The organism is Hymenobacter sp. (genome assembly GCF_036388155.1).
Classification (GTDB): domain Bacteria; phylum Bacteroidota; class Bacteroidia; order Cytophagales; family Hymenobacteraceae; genus Hymenobacter.
Genome location: NZ_DASVSI010000070.1, coordinates 59,471 through 76,015 on the forward strand (window position 1 = coordinate 59,471; position 16,545 = coordinate 76,015).

A 16,545-nucleotide genomic window follows, 5' to 3' on the forward strand; every position below is an offset into this window, starting at 1 on the left:
TCAAATTGCAAATAATACAAAGCCGTAATGGATTTAGTAATCACACGTACCGTTTATAAAGTAAGCGACTTTTTGTCCTGGCAGCGCTCTAAATCATTGGTTCTAAGCCCAAGCTTTCAAAGGCGTGCTGTTTGGCCGGCCGCAGCTAAATCATTCTTGCTTGATACTGTCCTTCAAGGTTTGCCAATGCCAATTATTTTTCTGCGAGAGCAGACCAATTTGGACACATTAGAGCCTTATCGTGAGGTTGTAGATGGTCAACAAAGGCTTCGAACCTTGCTTACATATATTGCTCCAGAGCATCTCAAAGACTATAATGAGATAACGGATTTTTTTACAATTAAAAAAAATCACAACGAAACCCTGGCGAATAAGGCTTTTAGTCAGCTGCCAAATGACATAAAGCGTAAAATTTTGTCCTACGAATTTAGCGTTCATGTACTGCCTCCTGAAACTGAGGATAGGGAAGTGCTGCAAATTTTTGCAAGGATGAATGCCACTGGTATAAAATTAAATAATCAAGAATTAAGAAATGCCAAGTTCTTTGGTGTTTTTAAAACGCTAGTCTATAACCTTGCTTACAGCCAATTGAGCCGTTGGCGTGAGTGGAAGATTTTTTCTGAGGGAGAAATTGCTCGTATGAGTGAAGTCGAAGAAACTAGTGATTTGATAATGACAATGCTCTCAGGTGTGAGAGGTAAAACGCAAAGTGGACTTGATAATACTTATCAAAAATATGATAATGAGTTTGCGGATTCAGAGGAAATAGCTAGAAGATTTTATATAACTATGGACACTATAAGTGATACTATTGGAGATAAAATATATTCTACTGCCCTATCAAGAAGGCCGGTATTTCATACTCTGTTTAGCTTTTACTACGATTTGCTATTCGGACTAAATAGCGGTTTAGACAAGGCTGCTGCGAAGCCGTTTCCCAAAAAAGCAGCAGTAGCTGTTTTAGAAGTTGCAACTGCAATTGTCCAAGAAAATGTTCTTGACGAGGAAATTGCAAAAGTTTTACGGAGTGATACAACCAGTAATCAAAGCAGAACCACTAGGCTTGTCTTTTTTCAGAGTAAATACGCCGATGCCTAAGAAAAGCAAGCAACTGTCTATACAGTTAAGAAGTCGTTATAGAACTCTTGAATCAACACAAAAGGGCATTGAAGACCTTACTAGAAGGCGCCTAGTCACACAGCGGGCAGCCCAGTTGATGTATGAGTCACTTTTTTTGAGTGCCCATGTTGCAATAGAAGGATTTATTGAACAATTATTTCTAGGTCATCTCATTGACAAGGCAAGTGCAAAATGCTTAGTCTCTGATGTGTATAATATTAAACCAAGAGTACTTATTCGTTCTGCACAAATTGCCCGTGAAATGGTTACCGGTGCTGGTAAGCGGTACATAGATTGGATTCCTTATGATAAGACAATTGAAATAGCTAAAATATATTTCAGAAACGGCATGCCATTCGATGAGCTTACAGTAATTGAAAAGAAGCATTTGGAGAAGTGTCATATTATAAGAAATGCAATAGCCCACAAAAGCCGGCATAGCCTCAAGTTATTTGAGAGAAAGGTTTTAGGTGATAATAGGTACCCACCTAGAGAAAGGACTCCAAGTGGTTATTTAAGCGCAATTATTAGAGTTACACCTACGCAAACCAGATTTTCGGTTTATTTAGCTCAATTGGCACAAATTGCTCACAAACTAGCCGCGTAGAATAAAGAGTGGCATAATGGAAAGCCCCGCCTAGTCACCTAAGCGGGGCTTTTGTGTCTCTAGTTGCTTCGGTTACAGGAGGACGGGGCGGCTGGGGACGGGGGAGGTGCTGGTGGGGTGAATCTGGGAGTGGGCTGGGGGAAATGCCGCTACCTTGCGGGGACTTATGCGGAAGCTGGTTTCATTTGAGCAGGGGCGGGGTTGGGGGTTGGCTTTTGGGTTGTTACTGGTGCTCCTCACCGCCTGCCAAAAGCCGGATGACGTGGTGGTGGGCTTCCGGGGGCGGGAGCTGCACCGCACGCTGGTGCAGGTGGCGCAGGGGGAGCTGGCGCCGCGCATGCGCGACGACGACTACATCGTGGTGCCCGACATGGCCATGCTCAGCGCGGTGGTGTATTCGGGGGTGAAAGCGCCGGGCAACCGGCCCGACTACCGGCAGGATACGGCGAAGTACGCGGTGGAGCGGCGCGAGCTGGCCCGGCGCGGCTGGCGGCCTTTCGTCTTTCGCTACCCGCTGGTGCCGGCGCCGGGCCAGCGCATGGCGGGCGGCCTGGTGTACGATGCGTGGGTGCAGGCCCTGCCCGGCGCCCGGCCGCTGGCGGTGCTGGTGTTCCGGGGGACCAACTACCAGGAGTTTGCCGACTGGGTGGCCAACACGCGGCCCCTCACCAACCGGCCGGGGCTGTGGGACCAGTACGAGCAGGCCCGGACGCTCACGCCGGTGCTGGTGGCCAAGCTGGATTCGGCCTACGGGCCCCGGCTGCGCATTTTCGCGGCGGGGCACTCGCTGGGCGGCGGGCTAGCGCAGCACGCGGGCTACACCAGCCCGCGCATCGAAAAGGTGTTTGCCTTCAACTCCTCGCCGCTGACGGGCTACTTCGACGTGGCCAAAAAGGACCGGCTGCACCACGGCAGCCTGCGCCGCACCTACCTGGTGTACGAGAGCTACGAGGCGCTGACGCTGTTTCGCTACGTGCCGGTTTACCTCAACCGCTTTGCCAAGGACGTGGACATTATTGTGGTGCGCTACAATTTCACCACTGGGCTGGATTCGCCCTCGCCGTTTCGGCAGCACGAGATGCAGCGGCTGGTGGCGGGGCTGCGGGGCAGGCAGTAGGGGGCGTGGGGAAGGCCCGGTGTGGCCGCCGCGGCAAAAGAAGAACCTGCGGCGGCGCAGGCGGCGCTGGTGGCGGGTTTTTGGCCAATTAGCGGCTCGGTTTATTTTTTAAGGGAAGGCACTGCCCGCTGCGTTTTGGAGTGACGGCGAGGGGCATTTGGCGTGGATAACCTGCGCGCTTTTTGCCCGTACTAGCGTGCAGCTTGCGGTGCAAGACTGCACCACTTGGCGAGACTATCGGTCGCGCCGTTATTTTGTGTATGATTCACATTGTTTACATGAGCCGCGCCGTGCATCCCCTCTCCGACAAGGACCTGCAGGCGCTGCTGGACCAATGCCGCCGCGACAACGCTGAGCGCCACGTGACGGGGGTGCTGTTTTATAGCCACGGCAAAATTGCCCAGCTCATCGAGGGCGAAGCCCACATTCTGGAACCGTTGTTTGAGGTGATATCCCGCGATGGCCGCCACTCCAACGTGGTCAAGCTCATCGACAAACCCATTGCGACCCGCAGCTTTGCGGAATGGTCCATGGCCTTTCACCCGCTGGAAGCGGCCGGTTTTGAAACCTTGGAAGGGTTTCTGCGGCCCGACCACCTGCCCGAAACGCCCAGCACCATGAGCATTGCCGACGCTACGTTAGTGGACCTGGTGCGGCTGGCCGTGTTTGGCCCCGGCGCAACTCCTGCGGCGCCCGAACCCGCTCATGCGTAGCACACATGGCACAAACGGGGCAACCAACGCGTTGGGGCGGCACAGAGGGTGCAGGAGCTGCGGCGCCCACCTTTTTTTCGGGAGCAATCATGCGTGAGGAGCACCTTCAGGACATTTTGCGGCACATGCCCGCCGGCGTGGCCACGTTGCAAGGCCCCGAGCTGCGCATCGGCTTCGTGAACGAGCCCATGCGTGCCGTTTTGGGAAACGGAGCCACGGAAGGACAGACCGTGGCCGAAAACCCGGGCGCCATTCCCACCGATTTGCTGGAGGTGATGGGGCAGGTGTACGAGTCGGGGCGGCCCTACGTGGCCAAAGCCTACCGCCTGCCGTTGCTTGTGGCCGGCCAAGAAGCGCCCACGCCGCATTACTTCGACATTGCCCTGGAGCCCGTGCGCGAAGGCGGCGGCCCGGTGAGCGGCCTGCTGCTTTTTGCCGTGGACGTGACCATGCAGGAAGAGGCCCGGCAGCGCGCCCACGAGCTGGCCATCGAAACCCGACGCCTCGACACGCGCCTGCGGGTGCTGACCGAAACGGTGCCCCAAATCACCTTCACCATCGACGCCGAAGGCAAGCACGAGTACGTGAGCCCGCAGTGGTACTACTTCACGGGCCAGCCGCCCACGGCCGACCTCGCCGCCATTTGGCCCCTGCTCATTCACCCCGACGACCGGCTGCGCGTGCTGTACCAATCCGAAACGGCCCGCACGGCCGGCATCGGCTGGAACTACGAGTACCGCCTGCGCCGCCACGACGGCCAGTACCGCTGGATGCTGAGCCGCGCCCTGCCCGAGCTGCACGCGCCCAACAAGCCGGTGTTTTGGCACGGTGCCCTTACCGAAATTCACGACCAGCGCGAGCTGGCCGAAGCCCTGCGCCGGGGCGAGGCGGAGTTGCGTTTCCTGGCCGACAGCATTCCCGAGCTTATCTGGACGGCCACGGCCGAGGGCTTCATCGACTACTACAACCAGTACACCGGCGACTACACCGGCCTGACCACGGAAGAGTTGGGCCCCACCGGCTGGATTGCCCTGCTCGACCCCAGCGAGCAAGCCGGCGCGGCCCGCCGCTGGGTGCAAAGCATTGCCACCGGCGCGCCCTACGAAGGCCTGTTCCGGATGCGCCGGCACGACGGGCGCTACCGCTGGCACATCATCCGGGCGCGGCAGCTGGCCGATGCGCGCGGCCCCCGCTGGTTTGGCGCCTGCACCGACGTCGACGACCAGCACCGCCTGCGCGAAGTGCTGCAAACCCAGTACGACGAGCTGGCCCGCACCAACCGCGACCTCGACACCTTCGTGTACACGGCTTCGCACGACCTCAAGCAGCCCCTGCTCAACCTGCGCGGCCTGTTTGACGAGCTGCGGCGCACCGCTTCCTTCAGCGACCCGCAGGAAGGACAGATTGTGAAGATGGTAGACGAGGCCCTGCGCCAGCTCGACCTCACGCTGCAAGACCTGGCCGCCACTGTGCAAGACCAGCGGGGCCTGTCGGCGCCGAACGAGTCGCTGGATTTGCGCAGCGTGGCCGACGAGGTGCTGCTGGGCCTGCGTTCGCAGGTGCAGGAGTCGGAAGCCACCGTAGAGCTGGACTTTACCGCCGCGCCCACGCTCACCTACGGCCGGGCCAACCTGCGCTCCATTCTGCACAACCTGCTCAGCAACGCCCTCAAGTTTGCGCATCCCGACCGGCCGCCGCACGTGGTGATGCGCAGCACCTTGGCCGGGCCCGACAAGCCCGTGCTCACGGTGCAGGACAACGGCCTGGGCATGAACCTGGCAGACGGGCCCGCGCAGCCTTTCCAGCCCTTTGCGCGCCAGCACCCGGAAATTCCCGGCGCCGGCGTGGGCATGTACCTGGTGCAGCGCATCATCACCAGCCGCGGCGGCCATTTGGAAGTGGACAGCAAGGTGGGCGAAGGCACCACGTTTACCGTGAACTGGTTCGAGGCCTAAGGGGATGTTTTATTAACTAACTGCGCCACGGGGCGTAAAGGAAAGGGCCGGAAATACATCCGGCCCTTTCCTTTACCGCACTACCGATGAGCATTTTCAGCAGCGACAAACTCAAGGGCAAGAAAATTGCCATCATTGCCACCGACGGCTTCGAACAAGCCGAACTCGACGAACCCAAAAAATACCTGGAGGGCGAGAGCGCCGAAACGCACGTCATCTCGCTGAAAAGCGGCTCCATTAAGGGCTGGGACGGTCCGGCCAAAGACTGGGGCAGCAAGGTCAACGTCGACAAAGTCATCACCGAAGTAAAGCCCGCCGACTACGATGCCCTGGTGCTGCCCGGCGGCCAAATGAACCCCGATATCCTGCGCATGGACCAGGACGTGGTGACGTTCGTGCGGGAGTTTGCCGCCAGCGGCAAGGTGGTGGCCGCCATCTGCCACGGCCCCTGGCTGCTGGTGGAGTCGGGCGTGGCCCGCGGCAAACGCGTAACCAGCTGGCCCAGCCTGCAAACCGACCTGCGCAACGCCGGCGCCCACTGGGAAGACTCCGAGGTGGTAACCGACCACGGCCTCATCACCAGCCGCAAGCCCGACGACATTCCCGCCTTCAACAAGAAAATCGTGGAAGAAATGCTAGAGCCCCAGCACGGCGGCAACAGCTAGAGGTTGATAACAAGGCGCCCGGCCGAGCTTGTCTGTCATTGCGAGCGCAGCGACGCAATCCGTCCTCTCCGTGCGACAAGCTTTTAGATGTGACCAATTAAATTTTCTAGGTCAGCTATTGTTGAAAAAAGCCCCGACTCTGTTCTGAGTCGGGGCTTTTATTATTAAGTGTGCCACATTTCATTGGCTGGTCGCACGGAGAGGACGGATTGCGTCGCTGCGCTCGCAATGACAGCTCGGCCTTTTCTTGCGAGTATAATATTAATTCTGGTTCATAATCCAGGCGCGGATGTCGGCTTGGGCGTCGGGTGAGTAAGGTGCGGGGGCTTCGGCCTTTGACAGCTGGAGGGCGTGGGTAAGGCCCGGCAAGCGCAGCTCCGACACTTTGGGGTTGTTGCGCAGGCCCTTTTTCAACAGGTTCAGGTTTTGGACGGCATCCATTTCGGCGTCGTCTTCGCCTTGCAGTAGCAGCACGGGGCACTGCACCTGGGGCAGGCTGGCCTGCGGGTCGAAAGCCAGGTAGCTGCGGTAGGCGGGCGAGGTGAGCAGGGTCACGCTGGCCTGCAAGTCGGCCGGGGCGATGCTGGGGTAGCGCTGACGCAGCATGTTGCCCAGAATGGCTTGGGCCTGGCTGTTGTCGGGCGTCTGACGCACGATTTCGAGCATGGCGCGCTGGTGCTTCACGAGGTTTTCTTCGTCGCGGCGCATGGCGGCTTTTTGGCGCAGGCGCTGCTGGTCGAGGTAGGTCTGCACCTGGGCGGCGTTGGAGCCGCGGGTGCGCATTTTGGCGGCTTCCTGCTCAGCGGCCAGCAGGTCGAGGCGGTATTTGCGCTGGCGTTGGGCATCGGTCGAGTCCTGGCCGAGCACCTTGCCGTACATGGCCGGCTGGCTGGCCAGCAGCTCCTTGCCCGAAAGGCCGGCTGCTGCCAATGCCACCACGAAGTTGGGGGCCAGCGGCTGGGAACCGGCCAGCAGCGCCACGTTGCCGCCTTCGCCGTGGCCGATGAGCCCGAGGCGAGTGGCGTCCAGCTGCGGCCGGGTGCGCAGGTAATTGAGGGCCGCAATGGCGTCAGCCGAGCGTTCGGCCAAGGTTGCGGTGTTGGCCGAACCTTCGGAGCCGCCTTGGCCCCGGTTGTTGAGGCGCAGCACGGCCACGCCCTGGCTCACCAAGTAGTCGGCCAAGGTGCTGAGCAACTGGTAATCAGCCGAGGCGGAATTGCGGGAATCGGTGCCACGCTCGGGCAGCAGCACGGCGGCCGGAAACGGGCCGGGGCCGACGGGCAGGCGCAAGGTGCCGTTGAGGCGCACCCCGCCGGCGGGCGAAGTAACGGCGACGGCTTCCACGCGGTCGAGCGGTTTGGCCGCCGCCGTGAAAGAACCGAGGATGCAGAAAAAGGCGAGTGCAGAGAAGAGGTGGCGCATGATGAAGTTGAACGACGGGGACGAAAAGTTGCTTTCCGTTGGGTACGGCTGGAACCGATGCTCAAAATTCATCTGCTGCTCTGGGCGTTTCTGATTTATAAGCCGAACCGCGGAATTTAGTCGGCTTGCAGCATAAATTACAAGGTGAATGGAATGGCTGCTTTCTCAAAATGGGTCTGAGTCTCATATCGGGAATGATTTGGATTTCAGCCCGCAGCTACGACAACAGACCAATAAGCAGATTGCCTTGCTGGTGAAATAAACCCCACATCACTGCATCGAAGGCCAATAAGAAACCCCCTTGAACCCACAGCGAACGGCCAAAACCCATGAGACGCTCGGGGCGCAACGGCGTGGCAAGGCTTTGGGCCCGCAGGTAGAAGCCGGTCATGACATAGGCTGCGTCCAGCCCGGTGTTCAGTAAAAACAGGTTCTCGTTGAAGCGTTGTTCCCAAAATAGGTCGGCCAGGTGCACCCCGGCGGGCACCGTGAAGTGCAGATGGAGGACGCCCCAGCAGGCCAGCCCGGCGTTCACCAAGCCCCAGCCCACGTTCATGCCGTGGAAGTAATAGGACTCGTAGCGGCGGTCGGCGCGCGATACGAGGTAGCCGCTCACCACGAGGTTGAGCAGCGCCCACGCCGAAAGCACGGCCAGGCCGCGGCCCAGTAGCAGTTCGCGCGCCTGGTACAGCGTGGCAATGTCCGGGGCCGAAAGCGCAGGTAGCACGAGAAAGGCAGGCACGGGCCGACTACTTGCCGAAGCCCAGTCCGAGGTACACCTGAAACGATTGGTTTCGGATGTCATCGTCGGAGATGGGGTTGGCCGAAATGGCGGTGTTGTTGTACCGCACCACGGTGCCGTTTTCGTAGATTTTGCCCAGGCTCAGGTCGTAACGCACGCCCAGGCGGGCGGGGCCCAGCCGCGCCTCCACGCCGCCAATGGCGCCGTAGTCGATGCTGTTGTAGCCGTTGTCGTTCAGGTCGAGGTCTTCGCTGCCGCTTTTCACCTTGGTGAGCAGCGACACCTGCGGCCCAATGTGGAAGCTCAGGGTTTCGGTGATGTTGCCCACGAACAGCACGGGCAGCTCCAGGTAGTCGAGGCGGTTGTCGCGGGCCGCGTAGGTGGTGGCGACGCCGCCCGTCGTGACGGTGGTTTCGTCGGTGCGGAAGCCCTTGCGGATGTACAGCAGCTCGACCTGCATCGAGGCAAAATTGTTGAACCCCACCTGCCCGTACACTCCCGCGTTGAACGAGCTGAGGGAGTTGCTGTTGGGAAACAAATTGGAGCCGCTGCCTTTCAGCTCCGACACGTTGTAGCCGCCTTTGATGCCGAAGCCGGTGTTGCGCGACTCGGTGCCTGCGCTGCCGTCGCCGTATTCCTTCGATGACAGGGCGCCGCCCTGCGCCCAGGCCGCCGGAGCCGCCGCCACGGCCAGTAAGAGAATGAGAAGGTGCTTTTTCATGGGTAAGATGGAAATAGGAGCCAAGGAAAGCCAAGCGCCGCCGCGGTGCCCCCACCGTCTTGCAGCAGGGTTAATACCCCAAGCTAGCCATCAGGGTTTAGCCCCTTGGCCTTTGCTCGGGGAAGAATGCGGCGGGCACAAAAAAAGGAAGCCCCACGGGCTTCCTTTTTTTTCGGGTAATGGTCGGCGACCCGTTTATTGGGTGAAGCCGATGCCCACGTACACTTGCACCAAGCTGTTGTAGATTTTGCTGTCGGAAAAGGCCGGGTTGATGGTGTTGGTTTGGCTGTTTCCGTCTTCGAATATTTTGCCCAGGCTCAGGTTGTAGCGGGCGCCGAGGCGGGCCGGACCCACCCGCGCCTCAAGGCCACCTACCGCGCCGTAGTCGAGCGAGTTAAAGCCATTTGCGTCAATGTCGAGGGTATTTTCATCGCGCCGAATGTTGGTGAGCAGTGACACCTGGGGACCCACGTGAAAGCTCAGGTTTTCAGTGAAGTTGCCCACATACATGATGGGCAGCTGGAGGTAGTCCATGCGGTAGCGTTGGCGCGCCGTAGTGGCGGTTCCACCGGCCGCAAAGCCCGTGTTGGCTTCAAAGCCCTGCCGGGAGTAGAGCAGTTCGGCTTGCAACGAGGAAAAATCGTTGAACCCAAACTGGCCGTACACGCCGGCGTGGAAGTCGTTGCGTGATTCGCGCTCGATGCCCGAGACGTCGTCGCCGCGCAAGGTATTGAAGTTATAGCCGCCCTTGATACCGAAGCCCGTGTTGCCAGATTCGGCGATTGCGCCGCCAGTGTAGTCTTTAGAGGATTGCGAGCCGCCCGGAGCTGCCTGGGCGAAAGCTGCGGGCCCGGAAGCCACCGCCAGCAATAAAAACAGGAGAGTCTTTTTCATTGGTGAAAGAAGATGAGGAATATGAGGTAAGTCGTAAAAGATTCTTAATTACCGTTTGCACCTATACTTTACCCGCCCCAGAAAGTTGCCTGGCCGCACAGTAGGCCCAAAAAAAGTGCGACCCCACCCTAGCAATTGCTTCGCCGCATTACCTTTGACCCAGCCACCCGGTAGGAGCTGGCCATAGCAGGGGTGTTAGCTCAGTTGGTTCAGAGCGCCACCCTGACACGGTGGAGGTCGTTGGTTCGAGCCCAATACGCCTCACGAAAACCCTCATTGCAGCACGCAATGAGGGTTTTTTATTGGGTGCCCCCAGATTATGGTGTCTGGGCAAAGCAGCGTGTCGAGGGTGAAGGGAGGCTCGTGCCGAATGGGGCGGCCGTAGCGCCTTATTCTGTTATCTGCTCGCTCAGCGGCGTATTCACCACCGCCTCCGGGGCAGAGCCGGCGGCAGGCATTGCCGCGGCGGGTGCTGGCTGAACGCGGCGAATAACCAGCAGGCTCACGAGGTTGGCGGCCGCCGCCACGTAGCCCACCACTTCGTAGTGCAGCAGCCGTCCGGTGCTGGTTTGCAGCACAATGAGGCCGGCCAGATACGCGGCGGCCCCGGCCGCCAGCTGTTGCACCGAGGTGTTCAAGCTCATGAACGAGCCCCGCTGCCGGGGCGGCACCACGGTGGTGGCCAGGGCCGTGGCGGGCACGTAGCGCCCGCCCATCACGGCAAACGTGGCGGCCGTGAGGGTGAGCACCAGCGGCAGCGGCGTGGGACCAAGCCGGGTGAGGACCAGCAGCACGGGAATGGTGGCCAGGGTGGCCAGGGTGAAGACGGGTACCTTGCCGTAGCGGTCGGCCAGGCGGCCCACCAGCGGGGAGGTGAAGAACGTGAGGGCCCCGCCCACCAGGTACACGTAGCTGAGCTGGTTGATGCTGAAGCCCACGTTGCCCACCAGCGAGGGGCTCAGAAACGAAATGACGGTGAACTGCCCCAGCACCAGCAGGGCCGTGAGCAGCAGGGCGTAGCGCACCGAGGCGCGGCGAAACAACCCCAGCACGTCGGACGCCCGTTCGCTCAACGATAAGGCCCGCGGCCCGATGTGCCCGGTCATGCTGGGCATTACGAAGTAGATGACGGCCCACACCACCAGGCTGAGGCCGCCGAGCACGAGAAAGGGCAGGTGCCAGGAAAAGCGGCTGGCCAGGAACAGCCCAAAAGGAATGCCCAGCACCGAGGCCACCGAAAACGCGCCCATCACGATGCCAATGGCTTGGCCCCGCCGGCTTTCGGGCACGGCGTCGCCCACAATGGCCAGCACCAGGGAGCCCAGCACCCCGCCGAAGGCCCCGGTCAGCACCCGGGCGGCCACCAGCCACGGGTACGTGGGCGCCAGGGCGCAGGCCACGGTGCCCAGCCCAAAGCCCAGGTACAGCGCCAGCAGCGCCGTTTTGCGATTGAACCGGTCCAGGAAAAAGGCCGCGGCCAGCCCCGTGGCCCCGGCGCTGAAGGTGTAGGCCGAAATCACCAGCCCAAACTGCCGCGGTACGATGCCCAGGGCCGGCATGAGCTGCGGCCCCAGCGGCATCATAATCACGAAGTCGAGCACGTTGGTGAACTGCACGGCGGCCAGCAAGGCCAGCAATAGTTTCTCGTTTTTCATGGCAAGCGGCCCAGCCGAGGCAGCCGAGGTGAGTCGGGCCGACACTCGGCCAAGGAAGTGGTGGCTGCCGGGCACTGGGCCGCACTAGCAGGTAAACCGGGATGAACGATGGCCGGGAAAGGGGCCGTTATTGCCCTAAATCTACCACCGCTGAGCCCGCTCAACGGCGAACGAGGGCCACAAGGCGAGAAACACGGTGGTTGTGTTGCCAGCTTGACCACACATGGGCCCGCGTGGAACTGCCAGAAGCTTGTTGGCTTAAGACAGAAAACTCCAGCGAGCGGCAGCCTTTCTCAAAAATGCCGTACAGGGCGCCAATGACCACCCGGGGCGCAGGAGCCAGCCACAAGCCCGGACGTAGCCCCGGAGCCGGGGATTGGAGGGTTCGCCGCGTGCATGCCCTCAATCCCCGCTGACGTCCTTGGTGAAAAAAGCCCCGACCGTGTAAGGCAGGGGCTTTTTTTGATGTCTCTGGGGTTTCCTCAGCTTTGCCAGCAGCTGGTGTTCGAACTCTCCTTGGCAAGAAGCAACACGGCACTCACAATGTCAAGCTCCACGGTGTATAAAAATTAATTAAATAATACCACACCGGGCAATTCACCGGGTGGAACATGGGCACTGACTCGGCAGGCAGCCGCCCTGCTGCGCCGTTACTTTGTTGTCGCATGATGCTGCCCATTGCCTTTGCGCCTTCCTACGCCCACCCGCTGCCCGACGGCCACCGCTTCCCGATGCTGAAGTACGAGCTGTTGCCCGAGCAGCTACTCCGCGAAGGCACGGCCACCGCCGCCGATTTTTTTGTGGCCGCGCCACCCCCCGTTGCCGATGTTTTGCTGGTGCACGACGCCGACTACTACGAGCGGCTGCGGCTGGGCCAGCTCACGCGGCAAGAGGAGCGGGCCACGGGCTTCCCGTGGTCGCAGGCATTGTTCGAGCGCGAAATCACCATCCTGGGCGGCACCATCGAAGCCGCCCGGCTGGCGCTGCAGCACGGCGTGGCATTTAACATTGCCGGGGGCACGCACCACGCGTTTCGGGCGCGGGGCGAAGGGTTTTGCCTGCTCAACGACCAGGCCGCGGCGGCGGCGTGGCTGCTGGCGCACGCCCCGGGGGTTGCCAAGGTGCTCATCGTCGACCTCGACGTGCACCAGGGCAATGGCACGGCCGCCATTTTTCAGCACGAGCCGCGGGTGTTCACGTTTTCCATGCACGGGGCCCGCAACTACCCCGCCCGCAAAGAAGCCTCCGACCTCGACCTGCCCCTGCCCGATGGCACCGACGACGCAACCTACCTGAAGCTGCTGGCCGAAACCCTGCCCCGCCTGCTCGACGACGTGCAACCCGATTTCGTGTTCTACCTGGCCGGCGTCGACGTGCTGGCCACCGACAAGCTCGGTCACCTCGCCCTCACGCGCGAAGGCTGCCGGCAGCGCGACGAGCTGGTGCTGGGCCTGTGCCAGCGCCATCGCTTGCCCGTGGTGGTGTGCATGGGCGGCGGCTACTCCGAGCGCATCGCCGACATCGTGGAAGCCCACGCCAACACCTTCCGGACAGCAGCCAAACTATTCAGCTAGCTAGCGGTAATAATCACCTGCCAGCGGAAGGCCCAGCGCCAGCGCAGCTCGTAGCGCTCGATGCCCGCCCGGGCCAGCAGCGCCACCCAGTCGGCTCGCCGAAAGGCCCGTGCTACTGATAGAGGCGCGTCGTGTTTCACCAAGTAAGAGCCGCCCAGCAGCCGCGTCAGCCACTTAATGCTGTGGTAGGCCAGCCAGTGCCGATGCAAGTCGTTGATGACCACCGCCACGCGCGCTTGTTGGTGCCATTGCTGCAGCAGCGTTACCAATTCGTCGTCGGTGAAATGGTGGCAGAACAGGCTGCACGTGAGCACGTCGTAGGGCTCCGCTTGAAATTCGGGGGAGAAAATGTCGAATTTTCGGTAGGCTATTTCCGGGTAGTTCTGGCTTTTGACGGTGGCGTAGTCCAGCATGAACTGGTTGGCGTCGATGCCCGTCAATGCCACGGCCACTTGGTGCCGGCGGGCCCAGCTGGCCACGTGGCGCAGGGTGTCGCCGCCGCCGCTGCCCAAATCGGCGAGGCGCAACGGGCGCCCCTGCGGAAACCGCGGCCGCAACCGGCGCAGGGCATCAAGCACCGGCTGGTAGCCCCCCAGCCAGGTGTTGATGGTTTCCAGCTCGTCGAGGTTCTGGCGCAGGGCGTCGGTGGCCAGCGTCAGGTCGTCCATCAACTCAGGGCCGGAAGCGCGCTCGGTGAAGTCCACATGCAGGAAATTAGGCGAGAACTTCCGACTCTTGGTCGGCCGTGGCGGCCACGGCCGGTGCTCCGGCTGCGTGCACCACTTCCAGCAGCATGGCTTCCATGGTAAGGCCCGGCCCGAAGGCGAAGCTGAGCACCGGCGCGCCGTGGTCGGCCGCGGTGGCGTGGGCCAGCACGTCGCGCAGCACAAACAGCACCGTGGCCGACGACATGTTGCCGTACTCGCGCAGCACGCGGTAGGCGTGGCGGTTGTCGGCGCGGGTCAGACCCAGTTCGGCTTCAATGGTTTCCAGAATCTTGCGGCCTCCGGGGTGGATGGCAAAATGCCGGATGTCGGCCAACTGCACGGGCAGGCTGTCCAGCAGCCCATCGGTGAGCTTGCGAATGCCCCGCTGAATCAGCTTCGGCACGTAGCTCGACAAGGTCATTTCAAACCCAAAGTCGTTGATGTGCCACGCCATGTCGTCGTGCCCGTCGGGCTCCAGTCCGCAGTGAAACGCTTGCAGGGCCAGGCTGGGCGCGCCGTTGGGCAGCGGCTCGGCCTGCACCAGGCATGCCGCCGCGCCATCGCCAAACAGCGCGTTGCTCACGAGGTGGTCTTCCTCGCGGCTTTTCTGGAAATGCAGCGTGCACAGTTCCACGCTCACAATCAGCACGCGGGCGTGGGCATCGGCCAGGCAGAAGGCGTCGGCCAGCTTCACGGCGTTCACGGCGGCGTAGCAGCCCATGAAGTTCACGCAGGTGCGGCGCACGTCGGCCCGCAGGCCCAGGGCCTGCACCAGCTCAATGTCCAGCCCCGGCGCGTACATGCCCGTGCAGCTCACCGTGATGAGGTGCGTAATGCTGGCGGGCGCCACGTCCGGTACCTGGCGCAGGCAGTTGTGCACGGCTTCGGTGGCCAGCGGCAGGGCCTCGCGCCGGTACGCGGCCATGCGCTGCCCCACGCTGGGGAAAGGCTCCAAATCGGGCGTGTTCGGGAAGAAGGTGTAGTCGCCGTTGGCCCGGCCATAATCAGCAAGCACGGAATAACGGTGGTCAATCCCCGAGACCCGGTAGAGGGCCCGCAGCTTGCGCGTGTCGCTGTCACCAAATGCCAAGGCCTGGGCCATGAAGTCGGCAATTTGCGGCTGGGCAATGCGATGAACGGGGTTGGCAGTGCCGATGGCACCTAAATAACTCGGCATTCCGGGAAGGCGTTTCGGGGGTTGAAAAGGGGCGATGAAATGGTGGCTGGGCCGCTGAATGTACAGGATGGCCCGCACATGGGCCGCTTTACTTACGGTACAACAAACGGTTTTGCGCTTTGCTTAGATAAAATAAGGGCAACAAGATTCTGGCGTTTCCGGCCAAACCCCAACCGTAGCCAACCTTCTGAGCGCCGACCAAGCAGCCCAGCCGGCACTTGCCAGGCCTCGCATTATCAGAATGGCTGGCCGTGCGTCTGGCGCATCAAGGTGCGAACTGCACCCGGCCAGTGGCGCAGCGTTGCCACCACGGCTTCGCTCAGCACCGGCCCGCCGAAGAGGCGCTGCACTGCCCGCCCCACCCGCAGCCGGGCGCCAAACTGGGCATTCCAATTCCGGGAATAGGCGCTCTCCATCGTCGCCCGCGAGTTTTTGTCGCTCAGAAACCCGTGCGTGGCCTCGGCCGCCAGCGCGGCGCCGTGCAGGGCCATGGCCATGCCGTTGCCGCACAGCGGCGTGATGAGCCCGGCGGCATCGCCGCACATCAGAATGTGCTGTTCCACCGGCTGCTTGGGCGCAAACGATATCTCGTTGATGACTTCGGGCTGGGGGTAGAGCACTTCCGCCGCGTCCAGAATCTCCCGCAGGTGCGGGTTCTGCATCAGGACCGCGTGCTCCATGGCCGCAATGGTGCCGTGCTGGCGCAGGTTGTCGCGGGTGGTGAGGTAGCAAAAACACAGCTTGTCGCCCTCAATGGCCGAGATGCCTGCGTAGCCGTCGGCAAAGTTGTGCAGGGCAATGACGTCGCGCGGAAAGCCGGGCAGGCGCAGGTGGTATTTTACCCCCAGGTAGGGCGAGCGCCGGGCGAAAAAGCCCCGTTGCAGCTGCCGGTCGAGGTTGGCGCGCTTGCCGTAGGTGCCCAGCACCACGCGGGCGCTCAGCGTGCGGCCATCGGCCAGCGTAACCCGGTGCTGGTTGGCTCTCGGCTCAAAGGCCACGTCCGTCACCGTGCTTTTCAGATGAAACACCACGCCGCGCGCCACTGCCTGCTGGTAGAGAAAATCGTCCAGCGCGTAGCGGCTCACCCCGAAGCCGCCCAAGTCGAGGGGCGAGGCGAGGGTGCGGCCGCCCGGCGACGAAAGCAGGAACTGCGTGATGGCCGCCGGCGCCAGTTGGGCGGGGTCGGCCTGCAGGCGGCGCAGGTAGGGCAGCACCTCGTTGCTCACGTACTCGCCGCACACTTTGTGAAAAGGATAGTGCTTGCGCTCCACCACCGTCACCTGGTAGCCGCGGCCGGCTAGGTCCAGGGCCGCCGCCAGTCCGGCTAAGCCACCGCCAATCAATAAAATATCCACTTAATTGGTCGGTAAAACGAGAACCATGGCAGCTAAAATACCGTAATCCATCGAGGTTTCTGTATATTCCAGTAGGCCTACTGGGTTGAGTGCCGTATCTTTGCCAACTAAATCAAATTCCC

The 16,545-nt window shown here is 61.2% G+C and carries 15 protein-coding genes and 1 tRNA gene; 8 read left to right on the forward strand and 8 right to left on the reverse strand.

The features are described from left to right. Positions 1–27: 27 nt before the first annotated feature. The 6 genes from VF629_RS10285 (at position 28) to VF629_RS10310 (ending at position 6,176) form a co-directional block, all read left to right on the forward strand. Positions 28–1,098: a DUF262 domain-containing protein gene (locus tag VF629_RS10285; RefSeq protein WP_331058393.1), complete on the forward strand. Its 1,071-nt coding sequence runs from the start codon at positions 28–30 to the stop codon at positions 1,096–1,098. Beyond that, positions 1,091–1,726, forward strand: a complete 636-nt coding sequence (locus VF629_RS10290; RefSeq protein WP_331058394.1) for a hypothetical protein — start codon at positions 1,091–1,093, stop codon at positions 1,724–1,726. Before VF629_RS10285 ends, VF629_RS10290 begins: the two co-directional genes overlap by 8 nt. 166 nt (positions 1,727–1,892) lie before the next feature. Beyond that, positions 1,893–2,843, forward strand: coding sequence for a DUF6792 domain-containing protein (locus tag VF629_RS10295; RefSeq protein ID WP_331058395.1), 951 nt, complete (start codon positions 1,893–1,895; stop codon positions 2,841–2,843). A 260-nt stretch (positions 2,844–3,103) separates the two neighbouring features. Further along, positions 3,104–3,556: a BLUF domain-containing protein gene (locus VF629_RS10300; RefSeq protein WP_331058396.1), complete on the forward strand. Its 453-nt coding sequence runs from the start codon at positions 3,104–3,106 to the stop codon at positions 3,554–3,556. A gap of 89 nt (positions 3,557–3,645) precedes the next feature. Continuing rightward, positions 3,646–5,511: a PAS domain-containing sensor histidine kinase gene (locus VF629_RS10305; RefSeq protein ID WP_331058397.1), complete on the forward strand. Its 1,866-nt coding sequence runs from the start codon at positions 3,646–3,648 to the stop codon at positions 5,509–5,511. An 86-nt stretch (positions 5,512–5,597) separates the two neighbouring features. Next, positions 5,598–6,176 (forward strand): type 1 glutamine amidotransferase domain-containing protein, encoded by a 579-nt coding sequence (locus VF629_RS10310; protein ID WP_331058398.1) that lies wholly within the window; start codon positions 5,598–5,600, stop codon positions 6,174–6,176. Positions 6,177–6,437: 261 nt separating this feature from the next. Here VF629_RS10310 and VF629_RS10315 read toward each other — a convergent pair whose 3' ends face one another. From VF629_RS10315 to VF629_RS10330, 4 genes are all read right to left on the reverse strand, one after another. Then, complete coding sequence (locus VF629_RS10315; RefSeq protein WP_331058399.1) at positions 6,438–7,598, reverse strand: alpha/beta hydrolase; 1,161 nt, start codon at positions 7,596–7,598, stop codon at positions 6,438–6,440. A 217-nt stretch (positions 7,599–7,815) separates the two neighbouring features. Then, positions 7,816–8,325, reverse strand: coding sequence for a DUF6992 family protein (locus VF629_RS10320; protein WP_331058400.1), 510 nt, complete (start codon positions 8,323–8,325; stop codon positions 7,816–7,818). 22 nt (positions 8,326–8,347) lie between these two features. Beyond that, positions 8,348–9,061, reverse strand: coding sequence for a porin family protein (locus tag VF629_RS10325; RefSeq protein ID WP_331058401.1), 714 nt, complete (start codon positions 9,059–9,061; stop codon positions 8,348–8,350). 195 nt (positions 9,062–9,256) lie between these two features. Further along, entirely contained in the window at positions 9,257–9,955 is a 699-nt protein-coding gene (locus VF629_RS10330) for a porin family protein (protein ID WP_331058402.1), read from the reverse strand. Positions 9,956–10,144: 189 nt separating this feature from the next. Here VF629_RS10330 and VF629_RS10335 point away from each other — a divergent pair. Continuing rightward, a tRNA-Val gene (locus VF629_RS10335) sits at positions 10,145–10,219 on the forward strand. 125 nt (positions 10,220–10,344) lie between these two features. Here VF629_RS10335 and VF629_RS10340 read toward each other — a convergent pair. Then, positions 10,345–11,610: an MFS transporter gene (locus VF629_RS10340; RefSeq protein WP_331058403.1), complete on the reverse strand. Its 1,266-nt coding sequence runs from the start codon at positions 11,608–11,610 to the stop codon at positions 10,345–10,347. 668 nt (positions 11,611–12,278) lie between these two features. Between VF629_RS10340 and VF629_RS10345 the strand changes: the two genes are divergently transcribed. Beyond that, complete coding sequence (locus VF629_RS10345; RefSeq protein ID WP_331058423.1) at positions 12,279–13,184, forward strand: histone deacetylase; 906 nt, start codon at positions 12,279–12,281, stop codon at positions 13,182–13,184. Here the strand turns inward: VF629_RS10345 and VF629_RS10350 are convergent. The 3 genes from VF629_RS10350 to VF629_RS10360 all read right to left on the reverse strand — a co-directional run bounded on the left by VF629_RS10350 (position 13,181) and on the right by VF629_RS10360 (position 16,423). Continuing rightward, on the reverse strand, positions 13,181–13,888 hold the full coding sequence (locus tag VF629_RS10350; RefSeq protein WP_331058404.1) for a methyltransferase domain-containing protein: 708 nt from the start codon (positions 13,886–13,888) through the stop codon (positions 13,181–13,183). The genes VF629_RS10345 and VF629_RS10350 overlap by 4 nt on opposite strands. A gap of 10 nt (positions 13,889–13,898) precedes the next feature. After that, on the reverse strand, positions 13,899–15,068 hold the full coding sequence (locus VF629_RS10355; protein ID WP_331058405.1) for a type III polyketide synthase: 1,170 nt from the start codon (positions 15,066–15,068) through the stop codon (positions 13,899–13,901). A gap of 236 nt (positions 15,069–15,304) precedes the next feature. Further along, positions 15,305–16,423 (reverse strand): NAD(P)/FAD-dependent oxidoreductase, encoded by a 1,119-nt coding sequence (locus tag VF629_RS10360; RefSeq protein WP_331058406.1) that lies wholly within the window; start codon positions 16,421–16,423, stop codon positions 15,305–15,307. Between the last annotated feature and the right edge of the window lie 122 nt (positions 16,424–16,545).